The 16,636-nt window shown below is 58.9% G+C and carries 14 protein-coding genes; 5 read left to right on the top strand and 9 right to left on the bottom strand.

The window, feature by feature from the left end:
- The 4 genes from CAK95_RS14845 to CAK95_RS14860 form a co-directional block, all read right to left on the bottom strand.
- A complete protein-coding gene (locus CAK95_RS14845; RefSeq protein WP_086088602.1) occupies positions 1-708 on the bottom strand; it encodes an ABC transporter ATP-binding protein in 708 nt (235 codons plus the stop codon).
- Complete coding sequence (locus CAK95_RS14850; RefSeq protein WP_183044350.1) at positions 701-1,423, bottom strand: ABC transporter ATP-binding protein; 723 nt, start codon at positions 1,421-1,423, stop codon at positions 701-703. Before CAK95_RS14850 ends, CAK95_RS14845 begins: the two co-directional genes overlap by 8 nt.
- Before the next feature lie 122 nt (positions 1,424-1,545).
- Positions 1,546-2,832 (bottom strand): ABC transporter substrate-binding protein, encoded by a 1,287-nt coding sequence (locus CAK95_RS14855; protein WP_086088604.1) that lies wholly within the window; start codon positions 2,830-2,832, stop codon positions 1,546-1,548.
- Positions 2,833-2,936: 104 nt separating this feature from the next.
- Complete coding sequence (locus CAK95_RS14860; RefSeq protein ID WP_086088605.1) at positions 2,937-4,118, bottom strand: acyl-CoA dehydrogenase family protein; 1,182 nt, start codon at positions 4,116-4,118, stop codon at positions 2,937-2,939.
- A gap of 232 nt (positions 4,119-4,350) precedes the next feature.
- Between CAK95_RS14860 and CAK95_RS14865 the strand changes: the two genes are divergently transcribed.
- Positions 4,351-4,998, top strand: a complete 648-nt coding sequence (locus CAK95_RS14865) for a TetR/AcrR family transcriptional regulator (protein WP_086088606.1) — start codon at positions 4,351-4,353, stop codon at positions 4,996-4,998.
- Positions 4,999-5,027: 29 nt separating this feature from the next.
- Here CAK95_RS14865 and CAK95_RS14870 read toward each other — a convergent pair whose 3' ends face one another.
- The 3 genes from CAK95_RS14870 to CAK95_RS14880 are packed head-to-tail and all read right to left on the bottom strand — an operon-like array spanning position 5,028 to position 11,064.
- On the bottom strand, positions 5,028-6,845 hold the full coding sequence (locus CAK95_RS14870; protein WP_086088607.1) for a CocE/NonD family hydrolase: 1,818 nt from the start codon (positions 6,843-6,845) through the stop codon (positions 5,028-5,030).
- A complete protein-coding gene (locus CAK95_RS14875; protein ID WP_086088608.1) occupies positions 6,842-8,977 on the bottom strand; it encodes a hydantoinase B/oxoprolinase family protein in 2,136 nt (711 codons plus the stop codon). Before CAK95_RS14875 ends, CAK95_RS14870 begins: the two co-directional genes overlap by 4 nt.
- Positions 8,974-11,064, bottom strand: coding sequence for a hydantoinase/oxoprolinase family protein (locus CAK95_RS14880; RefSeq protein ID WP_198343722.1), 2,091 nt, complete (start codon positions 11,062-11,064; stop codon positions 8,974-8,976). Before CAK95_RS14880 ends, CAK95_RS14875 begins: the two co-directional genes overlap by 4 nt.
- Positions 11,065-11,209: 145 nt before the next feature.
- On the opposite strand from CAK95_RS14880, the gene CAK95_RS14885 reads away from it, so the two are divergent.
- The 3 genes from CAK95_RS14885 (at position 11,210) to CAK95_RS14895 (ending at position 14,018) form a co-directional block, all read left to right on the top strand.
- Entirely contained in the window at positions 11,210-11,896 is a 687-nt protein-coding gene (locus CAK95_RS14885; RefSeq protein WP_086088610.1) for a TetR/AcrR family transcriptional regulator, read from the top strand.
- 64 nt (positions 11,897-11,960) lie between these two features.
- A complete protein-coding gene (locus CAK95_RS14890; RefSeq protein ID WP_086088611.1) occupies positions 11,961-12,890 on the top strand; it encodes an ABC transporter substrate-binding protein in 930 nt (309 codons plus the stop codon).
- 75 nt (positions 12,891-12,965) lie between these two features.
- Positions 12,966-14,018 (top strand): uroporphyrinogen decarboxylase/cobalamine-independent methonine synthase family protein, encoded by a 1,053-nt coding sequence (locus tag CAK95_RS14895; protein ID WP_086088612.1) that lies wholly within the window; start codon positions 12,966-12,968, stop codon positions 14,016-14,018.
- Between the two features lie 31 nt (positions 14,019-14,049).
- Here CAK95_RS14895 and CAK95_RS14900 read toward each other — a convergent pair whose 3' ends face one another.
- Entirely contained in the window at positions 14,050-14,826 is a 777-nt protein-coding gene (locus CAK95_RS14900) for a cyclase family protein (RefSeq protein ID WP_086088613.1), read from the bottom strand.
- An 18-nt stretch (positions 14,827-14,844) separates the two neighbouring features.
- Complete coding sequence (locus CAK95_RS14905; protein WP_086088614.1) at positions 14,845-15,819, bottom strand: fumarylacetoacetate hydrolase family protein; 975 nt, start codon at positions 15,817-15,819, stop codon at positions 14,845-14,847.
- A gap of 81 nt (positions 15,820-15,900) precedes the next feature.
- Here CAK95_RS14905 and CAK95_RS14910 point away from each other — a divergent pair, with 81 nt between their 5' ends.
- The gene (locus tag CAK95_RS14910) at positions 15,901-16,620 is read left to right on the top strand and encodes a GntR family transcriptional regulator (RefSeq protein WP_086088615.1); all 720 of its coding nucleotides are present in this window, start codon (positions 15,901-15,903) and stop codon (positions 16,618-16,620) included.
- Positions 16,621-16,636 lie beyond the last annotated feature (16 nt).

The raw sequence follows: 16,636 nt of genomic DNA on the forward strand, positions 1-16,636 counted from the left end.
TCAGACTCCAAAATATGCGGCGGTGACCTCATCGCGGCTCAATGAACCGGTCGGAGCGTTTAACGTGACGCGGCCTTCCTGCAAGCAATAGATGTGGTTCGCGGCCCTCATCGCCTGCATCACGTCCTGTTCCACGATGACGACCGATAATCCGCCAGCAGCGATATCGGGAAGACGCGCATAAATGTCTCGGATAACAATCGGTGCAAGCCCAAGGCTGATTTCGTCGCAAAGAAGAATTTGCGGATTGGACATCAATGCCCGGCCGATCGCGGCCATTTGCTGCTGTCCGCCAGAGAGCGAGGTTGCGGGGGCGCGCCGGCGTTCGCCAAGGATCGGGAAGAGATCGTAGATGCGCGATAAGGTCCAGTTTCCGGGACGCTTTGTCTGCCCGCCGATCATCAGATTTTCCTCGACCGACAATGAAGGAAACAGCTTGCGTCCTTCCGGCACGAGCGCAATGCCACGCGCTGCGACCTTGAAGGCAGGCTCGGATCCGATCGGCTGACCGTCGAACAGGACAGCGTCCTCGCGTGTCGGCATCAATCCCGCAATGGTCTTTAGCAACGTGCTTTTGCCGGCTCCATTGGCGCCGACAATGGACACGATGCTACCGCGCGCGATTGTCATCGAGACCGAGAAAAGCGCCTGGAAGTCCCCATAATGGGCATCGAGCCTACGCAGTTCGAGGATCGGCGCGTCAGACATCGACCGGAATCCCCATATAGATCTCCGCCACTTGCGGCGAGCGGATCACGCTTTGCGGATCGCCTTGGGCGATGAAGGCGCCGCCATGCAGCACGACAACGCGATCGACGACGGCTGTCAGCGCGTGAACCACATGCTCGATCCAGACGATCGTCAGGCCGGACGTCCGGATATCACTGATCAGCGCCACCAGCGCGTGGCATTCCTGTTCCGTAAGCCCGCCTGCGACCTCATCGAGCAGCAGAAGTTTCGGTTCGGTTGCAAGCGCACGCGCAAGTTCCAGTCGCTTGCGATCGAGCAGGGTGAGGGTGCCTGCCAGACGGTTGATTTTGCTGGCCAGACCGCAGCGCTCGATGATCTCGACGCTCGTCGCACAGACGTCACGTTCGCTTTTGTCTTGACCGAAGGCTGCGGCGACGACGAGATTTTCGAACACCGTCATTCCGCCGAACGGCTGCGGTACCTGGAAGGCACGTGCGATGCCTTTGCGGCAGCGCTTGTCGGGCGGCAGATGCGTGATGTCCTCACCTTGAAAGATAACACGCCCGGAATCGGGTGAGATCGTGCCAGCGATGATGCCAAATAACGTGGTCTTGCCGGCACCATTCGGTCCCAGAATGCCGAGCGCCTCGCCGTCGCCCACGGCCAGATCGACGCCGTTTGCAATGACGATGGCGCCGAAGCGTTTGGAGATGGAGTCGAGGGTAAGGATCATTTTTCTCCGCCATTCCGACCGAGCAAAGCGAGGGCCGGAATCCATACTCCCGATTATGGTTATGGATTCCGGGTTCGCCCGCCGTCGCCTTCGGCTTGACGGGCGCCCCGGAAAGACAATGACTAGCCCAGCAGCTCCAGCTTCCCACCGACCGGAATTTCCGGCGCTGGTTTGTTGGTGGTGATGACAAGATTGAAGGCGTCGTTCTTGCGCTGCCACTGGCCGGCGACGAGCGGTGTCTTGCTCACATTCTTCACCGGCTTGCCGTCCCAGTTCACTTTGCCGACGATCGATTGATAGTTGGTGGCGACAATGGAATCGAGAATGGCTTTCGGCTCCAGTGTTTTGGAGCGCTTGAGCACGTCGACGGCTACTTCGAACAAGGCGTGTTGGAAGCCAATCGGTTGCGACCACGGCCGGCTGGTGGCCTTCATATAGGCGTCTGTCAATTCTTTCGTGCTCTGTCCGGTGAGGCCGGATTTGAACGGGTGGTTCGGCGTCCACCAGATTTCCGTGGTCAGGCCGTTGCCGCGCGCACCGAGCGAATTGATCACCGACGGGAACAGCAACGCCTTGCCGATGGTGACGATCTTTGGCTTGAAGTCCTGTTGCGCGGCCTGCGACCAGAATGTTGCGAAGTCCGGCGGGATCATATTGCCGGTAACGATCTCGGCGCCTTGCGCCTTGAAGGCGGCGATTTGCGACGAGAAGTCATTGTTCATCACCTGGTAGCGGCCGGGGTCGAATAGCTTGTATCCGGCCTTCGCCAATGCAGGCGGAAGACCCAGTTCCTTGTCACCCCAGGCATTGCCGTCGGCATCGTTCGGAAATAGTCCGCCGACCACTTTGTTCGTTGGCGCCGAATCCCACAGGGAGAGAAATGCGCCGATCACGTCTTCCAGCCCCCAGAAGAAATGATAGGTCCATGTGAAACCTTTTTTCGGATCGCCTTTGCGACCGAAGAAGTAAGGCTGCCACGGACAGTTTGTCGTGATGCACGGCACTTCGTTGACTTCGGCCTGATCGGCCACTGGGTTGGTTGTGTCAGGTGCAGATGCGCCAAGCAGGATATCGACCTTGTCTCGCAGGATCAGTTCGGAGGCGACATCAGCAGCGCGCGTCGAGGTCGACTGGCTGTCACGCGAGATGATTTCGACCGGATAGGTCTTGCCGCCGCTTTGTATCCCCTTGCCAATGACGCCTTTGACCTGTTCGATGATGAAGGTGTCGGCTTCGCCGAACCCGGCCAAAGGCCCCGTCCGCGGATTCACATGCCCGATTTTGATCACCCGGCTCTGCGCATTGACCGGAATGATGTTGAGAACCGCTGGCGCAGCAACTGCCCCGATACCGGCTTGAATCATATGACGGCGTGAGAGTCCGCTCTTTCTGCTTTCGTATTCTGACATGCTCCCTCCTGTTTATTTGTATGATGCAGGCGTCTTGACATGCGCCCTTTCGTAAAATGGACCGGTGCTGGATGAGACCGCGCACACCGAATTGCTCGACGTCATCAGGCCAACGGATCAGCCGGCAGACCCAACCGAAACTTGCCGTGATTTTCATAAGCCGTGTCACTCATGACCTGATGGATGCCGGCCGTGTTTAGATCGCGCAACAGACGTCCTATCACGTTAGGATGATGGAGGCCTGTATTTCCGGCGAAATGATAAGCCATGGTGGCAACGGAGATGGCGGCGTCTGTTGCATAAACGCAGATGGCCCGCACATCCGCGATGTCTGCACCATCGGGTAAGTGGCCGGCATTCACCTTCTCATAAAGCGCCTCATAGCGTTCGTGCATCAGCGCGCGCGCCGAGCGCAGTTTGAGGTCTGCCTCGGCGATGAACCGATGAACCACCTGGCGCTCATCGAGTTTGGAGGCGCGGAACGTGCCTCTGGTGGTCGTGGCGATGGTGATCAGTTCGTCAAGTGCGCGCCGTGCGCCGCCGATGGCGACGCTGCCATGCTCCTTCGCCACATAGGCGAATGGCGGAAGCAGGTAGGAAGCGCCGCCACGCACCGGCGCTGGCTTCAGGAGATCCCACACGAAGCCCTGATCTTCCGGCAGAAAATAATTCTCGACCGAGCAATCGCAGGAGCCGGTGCCGCGCAGACCCGTGACGCCACCCCAGTTGTCGTAGAGTGTCACATCTTTTGCGGGGATTGCGGAGAACATCACAGGCGGCTGGCCGGGCTCGGCATCTTCGATAACCGTGCCGCCAACCACCCATTCGGCATGGCGGATGCCACTGTTGAATCGCCACCTGCCGCTGAGGCGATAGCCGTTGCCCTCGCGCTTCGCGCGTCCGGCAGGAAAGAATGAGATCGATGCAGTGGGAATCGATCCGTTCTGGAAAACCTTGGCGAGGGCGCTTGGCGTGAGGAAAGTGCCCAGAGATGCGATGGCGGTTGCGCCGACCATCGTACACCAGCCACTGGTCAGATCGTTGTAGGCGAGATTCTCAAGCACCAGCATTTCGGTGACTGGATCGGCTTCGGCGCCGCCCATCTCGGCACACAGCTTGAGCCGGAACATGCCGGCATCGCGCAATGCCGAGACGGCTTCAGGTGCGAGCGTGCCAAGTTCTTCACTCTTTGGTCCTGATGCCTTGAGTGTATCGGCAATCGACGCAACGCCATCGAGCAGCATCTTGCGTTTGGACGCACGATCCTGAGGGAAATTCTTGATCACGTAGTCCTCCCTCCGCCTTTTTTTGTTTGTGAAACGTGTCTGGCGGTATCGATGAACGTTATCCGAAAGTGAACGTCAGTCAACTTTGATTATAGGGTTGATATCGCACGCAAAATTGCACCTAGATTCACGATTGAACGGGGTCGGCAAGAATCTATATTGCCCTTTAGAATCGGTGGTTTATGATATTTGTGATGATGAATCGGCTCTAATAATTGAACAGTATTCATAAATGAATATAAGATCTGCCGACACTCGTGAACAGGAAACGCGAAGCGATCGCCGCAAGCGGCGCAATCGCGAGGCGCTGTTGGCGGCTGGTCATCAGGTGATGGCTGGCAAAGGCATCGATGCGGCGACGATGGCCGAAATCGCCGAACTTGCCGATGTGGGGGCGGGCACGGTCTACAATTACTTTGCGTCCAAGGACCATCTGGCGATGTGCGTGATGGAGCGGGTGATGGACCTGATGGCGCAACGCATCGAAGCTGTGACCAATACGTTCGATGATCCTGGACAGGTCTATGCCTTCGGCGTCCGCAATGTGATGAAAGCCGCGACCACCGATCATCGCTGGCGGTGGCTTCTGCGTCGCTCGGAAGTCATCGCCGATGCGATGTATCGGGTGATGGGGCCGTATGCGATCCGCGATATCCGCAATGCGGTGAACGCCGGTCGCTATCGCACCGAAGACCCCGACCTGGCGTGGCGCATGGCCACGCATGCCATCGTTGGGTTCAGCCTTGCGGTTTGCGATCGCAAAATTGATATCGATCAGATGAACGATGCCGTGGTCAATTTGCTCGGTATGGTTGGCGTTTCGCCGGAAGAGGCGTGGGAAATTGCGTTGCGTCCTTGTCCGGAATTGCCGAGCGAGTGAAACGCCTAGAAGAGCAAGAGCAGTATCACTCAATCATCGCGGCCCGTTGCTTGAGGAATGATCGGAAGGAGCAAGTGAGAAGGATGCTGCTCGTCGTGATAAATCTTGTGCAAGGTCGTTTGGCTGGAACAAATATGATAAGGAAAATATTCGATATTTGTGGCGCCGCCGACACCTGTCGGGACATCCAATGATGTGATGTCGACGCAGATGCGGTGACCCGTCTTGAACATGTTGGCCGCCGCCATCAGCTCTATCGAGTATTCCATGACTTCGCCGGGAATAGCCGGCTTTTTCGCAGCACGCGTAAGCTTGTGCCAAGGCTTCCACGGCTTTGAACGTTTGGGATCGATTTCGCGCATCGATGCCTTCAGCCAGCCACGCGTGATTTCGCGCTCGGGGAGCTCGGCTGGAACGTAGCGTTCGCTGTCGCGTGCTGTACGCACCGATACGTCGGGGCCGAGATCGCTCAGCACAATGATCCAGTTGGTATCGTCCTGGTCGATCGACGCGAAAAGATTTAGGACCATAGGGCCAGCGATCAGCGTGTCCTGCGGCAAAGGCTCGCTGACGTAGCGCAGGCGCTGCACGTCGTTGGTTTGCGTGATCGGCATCTGCACGAAGGCGTCAGGCGCAAGGCGTCCGTCATTGCTGGATGGCAGAAATGGCTCGGGGCGAAGACGGCCCCAGCTCGAAAGATAAAGTTTGGTCCATTGCGTTTCCGGCAGCGGCCAGTCTTCGCCATAGCGCCATTCGTTTGCGCCCATCGTCCAGTACTTCACCGGCGGCTCGTTCATGATGCCGGTGTCGATGCCTTTCAACCAGTGATCGTGCCAGCGCAAGATTTCCCGATGCAGCGAATGGAAGGGCCGTTCGAGATGCGAGGGACCGCCGAAGGCGAGCTTCTTGGGTGATTTGATATTGCGAAACCAGTTCTGCGCACCGTTCAGATGCGTCTTGTAACCATAGGCATACCAGCCAGAGCCGGTGTAAGCGGGAATCTTGATCTTGTCGAAGTCAGATTCGGCGCGTTCGACGATCTCTTCTCTGTCGTAAGGATGGATCAGAAAATCAAAAATCGCCGGGAGGTGCTGACCCTTCTGTGTCAGAATGTTGTAGACATGCGGATAGATCTTGAAATCGGGATTGCGCATCGCCTCTTGCCACAACGCTTCACGCTCTGGCGGCAATGCTCCCGGCTGGCCCTTGTTCTGGTGCGCCACAAGATTGATCGATAGCAGATAGCGGAAAAGGTGCAGTACGCCGCCGGGATATTCCTCACGGAAGCTGCCGAGCGTGCCGTATGCACCGCGCGGGTCGAACGGAAAAATGGCCTTCAGCGACGGCGGTTGCTGCTTGGCGGCATTGAACTGCTCCGCGCCGAATCCGGAGATGCCGATCATGCCGACATTGCCATCGCACCAGGGCTGTTTCGCGATCCACTCGATAAGGTCGTAGCTATCGAATTCGCGGGAGCCGCCGCCTTCGGACTTTCCGATGGAGCGCGGCGCACCGATGACATGAATATAGCCGCGTGAGGTCAGAAACCGCGTGTCGCCAGCCTCCAGCCATCCGGTCCAGAGCGCAGACCAGGACGGCTGCGGTGTCAGCGCATCGGCAATATCCGGCCCTTGCAGGTCCTTGTTGTAGATGGCGAAAGCCAGCAGGGCAGGGAGCTTCTTCGTCGTATCTGGCCGGTAGATATCGATCGAGAGATGCACACCGTCGCGCATGGGAACGAGAACGTCACGCTCCTCAATGAAGCCGTCATATTCCGGCGCGCGATCGTATTGCGTCGGAAGCTCGTCGCCGGTGGCGGTCAGGAATGGGTTGGGCACCTTACTCATGACGCCATCGCTGCAATCGAATCTAGATCAAGTAGAAGATCGTCGACCGGTTTTTCGTCCTTGCGATGGAAGTCAACCGCCAGTAAAGCGCCGCTCGCCGGGCAATATTGTAACGTACAGCGCAGATCGGCGTGCAGATCGATGCGATAGCGATCTGGCAACCGATCAAAAGTGACGGATTGAGCGCTCTTGCGCCAGGCCGTGTTGCCGGTCGAGAGGATATAGCCAGCGCGCGAGACGACGTGCATGCCGCGCTCGTCCTGCGCGATAAAAAGGCCTTCGCTCAAGGAGGCGACCGGCGCTGCCGCTGAACGCCGGGCCGGATCTGTGTCGAAGTGCCCGACACGATCCTTGCGGATCTTTTCGCGTTGTCCTTCGGTTGCAGCGTCATCCACCTTGCCGTTGCTGACAATGACACCATAAATTTCTTTGGCTGCATCCGCGGTGATTGCGCCCGATGCGACATCGTGCGCTACGGCGCCTGCTTCGCGTTCCAGCGGATCGCCCCAGCCCCCGCCACCTTGCCAGATGACGGAATAGACGTCGCGATTGGTCATCGGCATCAGGCCGGGCTTGGGACCGAAACGTTCCCAATCGCCCTTGACCGGAACGCCATTCTCGATGGCACCGCGGCCCATCGATTGCACGACAGTGGAGCCCGGCCAGCCGCCGGCAAGGCCTGCCGTGTTCGGCACTTCGGCGCCGTGAGTCATCACCAGCGCCATCGCTTTTTCGATGCCACCGAGCGTCAGCGCGACCTCGGCACTCAGACCGCCGCGAAACTTGCCGGCGCCGCCAGTATCGGGCGTGAGCTTGCGGTGCAGATAAAACAGCGGCACGGCCTGCTCATTGCGTTCCACATCGGCGATACACGACACCGGCGAGGTGATGGGTCCGCCGGCATCGATGCCGTCCTTGGTTGCAAAGGCACCGGACCCCGCGGCCAGCGGATCCATCAGATGCAGACCGAACGGTTCGCCATACTGATTGATGCCTCCGAGATTGAACGTCGCCATGCAGCCATCGCTGATGCATTGCGCGCGATAGCGATATTTCGGCGAGGTTGCGAGCAGCTTGTTCAGCGCCGCCATGACCGCGTTGCTCACCGACCAGATGGTTTCGACGGTTGCCGACCCGACGGGCGCGGGGAATTGCGCGGTACAGATTAATCCGTCCGGCGCAACGATCTCGACCGGATCGAGAATGCCCTGGTTCCACTGGATGTCGAACCCGAGTGTCGTCAGCACGCCGCCGGCACAGCCGCCGACGAGACCGGAGCGCGTGGCATTGATGAAGCCGGGCGCCTGCTTGCTCGAGCCTGAGAAATCGAGCGTAAGCTTGTCGCCTTTTTTCGTCGCCTTGCAATCGATCTTGTAGAGGACGTTTTGATGGCCGTCATGCTCGATAAAATCGGAAGCACGGGCCACGCCATCCGGCAATTCGCGCAGGCGTGCCCGCAGCCGAACTTCGGACGACGTAATCATACGGCGCATGACGTCTGTCACGGTCTTTGCGCTATAGCGGTCGACCAGTTCGGTCACGCGGCGGCGTGCGACATTCACCGTCGCGATGAACGCCCGAATATCGAGGCCGAGTTGATCGGGCAGGCGCGAGGCGGTGACGATCATCTCCAGTACGTCTTCGCGCATCTCGCCCTGATCGACCAGCTTCACGCAAGGAATGCGGATGCCTTCCTGATACACTTCACGGGCCTTTGGACACCAACTGGCGAAGTCCATGCCGCCGACGTCAGTTTCATGGGCCTCGACGCCGGCCCAGGCGATGATCTCATCGCCCGCGTAGATCGGTCCGATCATCTGCACGTCATTCTGGTGCAGTGCGCCGATATACGGATCATTGCCGATGAAGATATCGCCATCCTTTACTTTAAGTTGCGGTTTGCCATTGATGTGCCGGATCACCTGTCCGCAGACCGGCGCCTGGAACGACACCTGAAATCCCATCGAGACAACGGCGCCGTCAGGCAGGAACAATCCGGTGAAAAAGTCTGACGCCTCGGTCACTGTGGGCGAACCCGAGACGGCTTGCAGTGCAATCCGCATTTCCTCGGAAATGGCCACAAGCCGGTTACGGATCACTTCAAAGGTGACAGCACTGATCTCGCCGCTCATGATGCGAGCCTCACATGAATGTTGCCGAAGCGGTCTGCCGTCGCGCTGGCACCGGGCGGTACGACCACGCTCTGGCCGGGAAATTCGATGATCGCGGGGCCCTGCGTGGTTTCGCCATCCTTCGGGAAGGACGTGCGGTAGATCGCGGTCGCAACAGGTGTTTTCGCGTCGCGAAACACAACCGGGCGGCTGCCGCGCGGCTCGAACGCTTCGCCCTTGGTGGCAAGCGCGGGCGGGGGGAGGGCTCCGCTGCCCACGACACGAACGGAAATGAGTTCGTAACCTGCGTTGGAAAAAGCTGCGCCGCGGCCGAACAGGGCTTCGTATTGTTTCTCAAATGTGTTTGTCACCGCACGAAACGTATCGAGCGTAAAGGTCTCACCGTCGAACGGGACATCGAGATAATTGGTCTGGCCGCGGAACTTGATGGCCGCAAAACGTTCGACTCCGATGTCGCCCCTCGGACCGGCAAGCGAGAGGTTTCTGCAGACTTCGTCGGTGGCCGACGCAAGGGCGGCAGTCACTTTCCCGAGTTGGTCTGCACTTGGTGCGGTGCCTGGTGAGACGCGCACGTAAGCTGGGCGCTCTGCGGTAAAGCCAAGATCGGAATTGCCGGTGCCATAGGCCGATTCTGCTGTAGCGGCCGCCGGAACGATGAAGCTGTCGAGCCCGAGTTCATCGCCCAGAACCCAGGCATGTGACGGGCCAGCACCGCCATTAGCCAAAAGCGTGAAGTCGCGTGGGTCGTAGCCACGCTCGATGGTCATGCGACGGAGTAGGTCGGCCATCTTGCTGTCGAGGATCTGACGGATGCTCCAGGCCGCTTCGATGACACTCATACCGAGCGGCTTTGCAACATGCTCGTCGATCGCGCGGTGTGCTGCTTCCACATCAAGGCGCATGCGGCCGCCGATGAAATTGTCCGGATCGAGGACGCCGAGCACGAGATCGGCATCGGTTGCGGTCGGTCGTGTGCCGCCGCGACCGTAGCAGGCCGGGCCTGGATTGGCACCGGCGCTGCGCGGGCCGACGCGCAATTCGCCGAATTCGACATAGGCGATGGAGCCGCCGCCGGCACCGATCGATTCCACGTCGATCGAATGCACGCGAATATCGGCGCCTGCAACAGAGATTTCGGATCGCATGATTGGCTTGCCCGAGACGATGACGCCGACATCGAAACTGGTGCCGCCGATATCCATCGTAACGATGTTGTTGAAGCCGGCCTGCGCGCCGGTTGCGCGCGACCCCATGACGCCGCCGGCAGGGCCGGAAAACAATGCGAAAGCGGGGCGGTCATTCAGTACCGCCGTCGGCAAGACGCCGCCCGCGCATGTCATCATGAGAACTGGCACTTTCATGCCGGCCTTTTGCAGTTTCGCCTCCAGGCTTGACAGGTAACGGCCGGCAAGGGGGCCAAGCGCAGCATTGCCGGCGGTGGTCGACATGCGCGCATATTCGCCAACGCCGGGCGAGATTTCGTGCGAGCAACTCACAAATACGCTGGGTAATTCCTCCAGCACGAGGTCGCGCAGCCAGCGCTCGTGCGAGGGATTATGCGTCGCCCAAAGCGTGCATATTGCAACGGCTTCGATCCCGCGATCCTTCAGCTTGCGGATCTCGGCGCGGGCTTGCTGCTCATTCAGTTCCTTGATGACGTTTCCTTTGACGTCGATGCGTTCGTCGATTTCGATCACGAGATCACGCGGAATCAGCGGTGGAATCCGGTTGCGGAGATAGGCGTCCGTGCGCTCCAACTCGTTCATGCCCGATGTCTGACGTTTAAGCCGCCCGATCTCCAGCGTGTCACCAAACCCCATGGTCGTAAGCACGGCCGTCTTCGCCGCGTTGCCGGTCAGCAAAGCGTTCAGGCCGACGGTCGTGCCGTGACCGAAGCGATCAATCTTCGCGCAAAATTGCTCGAAACTGAGCCCATACGCTTCCGCGGCCAGCGCGATCGCATCGAGCACGCCGCCGAGCACGTCGTGCGTTGTCGGCGATTTGAAGACGCGAGTTTGGCCATCGTCAGCCGAAACCCAAAGGTCGGTGAATGTGCCGCCGACATCCGTTCCGATGAAGAATCCCAATGTTTTCTCCCCGAATCCCGCATTATTGCGGTGCAGAATTATTTGCTTCTTGCGCTAGTCGACGACGAAAACATTTTGCTCGCATCGAAAACGCTCTTGCACTAGAGTTGAACAACTGTACAAATCGTCTGTCAATAGGATCGGAATGAGGAACGGCAAATTGCGCAGCAGCGCCAACACCAGAACAGCGATATTGGATGCGGCGGAAAATCTTTTTGCGGCAGCCAGCTTCGATATCGTTTCGATGCGCGATGTTGCGGCCAAGGCCTCCGTGCCGCTCGGGCTGATCAATTATCATTTTCAGAGCAAGGAAAAGCTGTTCGAAGCGCTCATCGCGCGGCGCTCCGACGAACTGAACAGCCGCCGTCGTGACGCTTTCGCAGCCTTGAAGGAAAAGCCGGATTTGCGGCAGGTGCTGGACGTCTTTCTTCGTCCTTATCTCGATCTGATGTTGGAGGGTGGGCCAGGCTGGCGCGCTTACGGCCGTTTGCTGGCGCAAACCGGTCAGGCGGAACGCTGGACGCGCCTCATCACACGCCACTTCAAGGAAACGCAGGACATCATCCTTGACGCCTTGGTTGAGGCGGAGCCGCGCTTGACGAAGGAAGCCGCAGCGCGAGGCTACGTTCACTTGGTTTCGATCATGTTCGGCATGTTTGCCGCCAACGATTTGCTGAGTGTGATTTCGAAGCGGGCCTATTCCAGCCGCGATCTCGAACGCGCGTATGAGTATGCCTTGCCGTTTCTGACGGGTGCATTTGAGGGATTGGCAGCTGCATCGGCACAACCGCGTCGTGTCGCAGCAACGCGCAAGAAGGCAGCCTCTGCATGAACTGAACTGACGCAAAAGCTCGACGCGGGATCAACCTGTGCGGCAAATTTCACGGGAGGAAAAAATGAGACGACTTATTGCACTTGCCGTTGCGGCAGCGTTGATGGCCTGGGGCGCCTCGCCGGCCCTGGCACAGAAGAAGATTACCTTCGGTCACCAGCAGATCTTCGATCTCGCGCCGATTCTTCTGGCGCAGGAAAAGGGCTATTTTGCCAAGCACGGCATTGAAGTCGCGCTCAAGCCAATCCCGCTGAATTCGCAGAATCCTGCGGCGCTGGAGAGCGGCGAAGTCGATATCGCCATGCCGACAGCATCGGTGTTGCTCCAGGCGGTGAACGGCGGCCTCGATATCGTTGCGGTCTCTGGCTACACCGAGACGACCAAGGATGATAGCAACTTCGGCATCGTGGTGCGTCCAGAATCGGGCATCAAGACGCCGGCAGATTTCGTCGGCAAGAAGGTTGGGGTGCCGGGGCTAAACGCCTTTCTGCATGTGATGTTCCGTGAGTGGCTCACCATGAAAGGTGTCGACTGGAAAAAAGTCGAATTCGTCGAGACCCAATTCCCGCTGATGGAAGGTATCCTGAAGTCCGGCTCGGTCGATGCTGTGGTGGCAATCCAGCCGTTTATGGCGCGCATCATCGGCACCAAGGCCGGCGAATTGCTGTCGATGTTCATTCGTGACATGCCAGCGGGCATGAGCATCACGGTTTTTGCCAGCAAGAAAGCCTGGGCAGAGAAAAACAAGGATGCGATTAAGGCCTACCGGGTAGGCTTCGAAGAGGGCGCGGCCTACGCGCACGCCAACCCGGACGAAGCGCGGGCGATCGTGGCGAAGTTTCTCAAGCTGCCGCCACCCGCGGTTGCCGCGGTCGCGATTCCAAAGTTTGGTTCCAAGCTGAGTGACAGCAATATCGAGCCCTGGATTTCGATCATGAAAACCCAGGGGATGATCCGCGGCGACGTCAATCTCAAGAACATCATCGTCCCGTGATTGCGACTGGGCGGTCTGCCGACATGCAGGCCGCCGCTTTCATTTCAGAACATCAGCATGTGATGAGGGATCGCCATGACCGCAGCGGTAAATCTACCTGACAGCGTCTATCTCGTCGGCAGCATCGGCCTCGATAATGTCGATGAAATCTTCCATACCGTCGGCCAGAAGATTGGCCAGCGGCTCAAACGCGTGCCCGACGGCGAGGTCGGCCCGCGCAGGCTTTGGGCGAGCTTCCAGTATCCGCTGCTGCGGTCGAGTCCGTTTCTGCGGCCTGATCCGGCGGGTGCGGTGCGTGCCACCTCGAAATTCCCACTGCTGGTGCTGGCCGAAGGCGTAACGGCGGACGAGATCAGCTTCGGTGAGCTCGGCTATGCACGCGAAGCGCGGGCGTCCTATCAGGATCTGCAGGCCGCAAAGGAACGCGGCGATCTTCCGGAACATGTGCGGTTGCAGGTCTGTATGCCGACGCCCTATGGCGTCGTCTATGCCTTTTGCGCGCCCCAAGATGTGCAGGAGATCGAGAAGGCCTACGAGAAGGCGATGATTGCCGAGGTGAAAGCCCTCTGCAACGCCATTCCGCATGAGCATCTGTGCATCCAGTGGGACTTCTGCCACGAAATGATTGCACTTGACGGCCAGCCGCAAGACTGGTTTCCGCGGCAGGGATCATCGCAGGCCGAGATCGTGGCGCGTATGCAACGCATCTGTGCGCCGGTCCCCGCCGATGTCGAGCTTGGCATCCATGTCTGTTACGGCGATTTCGGTGCGAAGCATTTCATCGAGCCAAAGGACGCGAGCCGCATGGTCGACGTGGCGAACGACATATCCAAGGCGGTAACGCGTCCGATCACCTATATCCATTTCCCGGTGCCGGTGGCGCGCACAGATCGCGAATATTTCGCGCCGTTCAAGGACCTCAAGCTCGATCCGACAACTGAAATCTATCTTGGTGTCGTACATGTCGCAGATGGCGTCGACGGCGTCATCAAGCGCATCGAAACCGCGCGGGAATTTGTCCCGCAATTCGGTATTGCCACCGAATGCGGTATTGCGCGGGCCCGCAAGCCGGACCTCGTGCACCGCATCCTCGACACTTACGCTGGCGCATCGCGAAACTCGTCATGACGGATCGAGCAAGCGACATGAGCGCTGGCACTCAATCGTCGATGATTGCGATCGCGCGAGTCCATCCGGCAGATGCGCCGCGGATCTTGATCGGTAGACATGAGACAGTGAAGCCCGCTGGCGGAAGTTGCTCGAGATTGTGAAGTTTCTCGATATGGCAGTAACCGATTTCCAAACCGGCCTTGTGACCCTCCCATACAATGGAGGGGTCGCCGGTTTCCTTGAAGCGCCGCGCCGTGTGCGAGAATGGCGGATCCCAACTCCAGGCGTCAGTGCCGGTTACGCGGATGCCGCGCTCCAGCAAATACAAGGTGGCTTCGCGGCCCATACCGCATCCGGAATCGATGTAATCGGGTTGTCCGAGTTGCCCGCCGGCGCGTGTGTTCACCAGAACAATCTCCAGCGGTTTGAGAGAATGGCCGATGCGCGCAAGTTCGTTCTCCACGTCGGCCGCGCGCACGAGGTAACCGTCCGGGAAATGGCGGAAGTCCAGCTTCACGCCGGGCTGCAGGCACCATTCAAGCGGAACTTCGTCGATCGTGATTGCGCGCTCGCCCCGATTCATCGTCGCGGCGTAGTGCCAGGGCGCATCGATGTGCGTCCCGTTATGGGTCGTCAGTTCGATGTGCTCGACGGCGGCGAATGCTCCATCCGGAAAATCCTCGGCTGTCATGCCGGGAAAAAACATCAGGGCCTCGGGCGTCGTGTCCTTGTGCGACTTGTACGCAATTTTGGGCATCAGTGGCGGCGGATCCGCCGGCACGTCATTTTCAAGATGGATCGAAAGGTCAATGAGACGACGGGTCATGGTGACACTCGAAATAGATTACTGATCCTGACGAACGACCGTATTGCGCAGAATGCCGATTTTTTCGACCTCGAGTTCGACAACGTCGCCGTGTTCGAGATAGCGGTCCTGTTCCAGCCCGCAGCCGTTACCCATTGTGCCCGACCCAAAAAACTCGCCGGGCGACAAGGTCTCGTCGCGAGATGCAAACGCGATCATGTCCTCGAACGAGTGCAGCATGCCGCTGGAATCGCCCCGCGACCAGGTCTTGCCGTTCACACGCGCGGCCATCTGCAGGCTGTAAGGGTCGGGAATTTCGTCTGCCGTGACGATCCAGGGTCCGATCGCGTTGCCGGTATCGAAATCTTTGCCTTTTGCCGGGCCAAGCATGCTCCGCATCTCGGTCATCTGCGCATCGCGTGCCGAGAAATCGTTGAAGATCGAAAATCCGAAAATGTGATCGCGCGCATCTTTCGCCGCGATATTGGCGCCGCCTTTGCCGAGGAAAATCCCGAACTCCAGTTCGTAGTCCATGTACTGGCTGTAACGCGGCCAGCGCACAGTAGCGCCGTGACCGACGACGCTGAGGTGATTGCCGCGATAGTAGATCGGCTGGTTGCGATAAACCGCCGGCACATGGTCCGCAGGCGTGATGTCGGGTGCCGGTTTTCCGTCGATGCGCGCGGCAAGCTTCTGCATGCCAACCGGCGCTTGCCGGATATGTATAGGGAATACCGAAAAATCGCGGATGAGCGTCGGGCGCGGCACGGGTGGCAACAGCACGATGTCGTTAAGTGTGCAGGAAAACCGTGGATCTGCAGCAAATCTGGCTTGGAGATGCCGCGCGTAATCAAGGCCGCGTTCTCCGCTCTCGATCAATGCTTGCATGGACGCAAACAACGAAGCTGCATCTCCGGCCTGTTCTGCGGCCGCTTGAAGATCGAACAACTGCTCGTCATCGCCGACGATTCCGACCCGTATATCGTTCGCCCGGCGAAAGCTCGCGAGTTTCATCGACGATCTCCAAAAATATATATACTTTCTGGAAATACCGATATAAGGTTGTGGTGTCCAAAGCAAGGGACAACGCGGGCCATGGATGCGGAGTCTTCATATTCAGGATCGGAAGCGCCTCTTCCGGAGACGCTGGCGGAGCGTTCGGCCGCTCTGCTTCAGCGCGATATCCTGACAGGGCGATTGCTGCCCGATTCCAAACTCGTCATCTCCGATCTGGCGGACAGTTACGGGATTGGTGCTACGCCGATCCGGGAAGGGCTATCGCGCCTTGTGGCGCAAGGGCTCGTCATTGCGATCGGGCAGAAGGGTTTTCGCGTCGCACAGGTCAGCCGCGAGGACTTGGCCGACATCATCCGCATGCGCAGCGTGATCGAAAGCGAAGCGCTACGGCTTTCGATGGAGCGCGGCGGCGATGAATGGGAGGCGGGAATCGTGGCGAGCCTGCACCGGCTCAAGCGTTTCGCCGCGCGCGGGCCTGAGGTCTTCCGAAAGGAAATCGACAGTTTCGAGCGCGTGCACAAGGCGTTTCATACCGCGCTCATCGCAGCTTGCGGCTCACGTCGCATGCTGGAACAGCACAGTGCGCTGTATGACCAGACCTATCGTTATCGACACCGGATGCTGGAAGCCATTCCACCTCTGGATGATTTTTGCGCCGAGCATGAGGATTTGGCGGAGCTTGCCATCGCACGCGATGCAGAGAAGGGCGGCGATCAGCTTTGCAAGCATTTCGCGCTGACGCTGACGACACTTTATCCGGATACGCCTGCCAAGATACCGACGCACAAGCGCCGCTAGAAGTAGAAAAAGAAGG

Source organism: Pseudorhodoplanes sinuspersici (assembly GCF_002119765.1).
In the GTDB taxonomy this organism is placed as follows: Bacteria; Pseudomonadota; Alphaproteobacteria; order Rhizobiales; family Xanthobacteraceae; genus Pseudorhodoplanes; species Pseudorhodoplanes sinuspersici.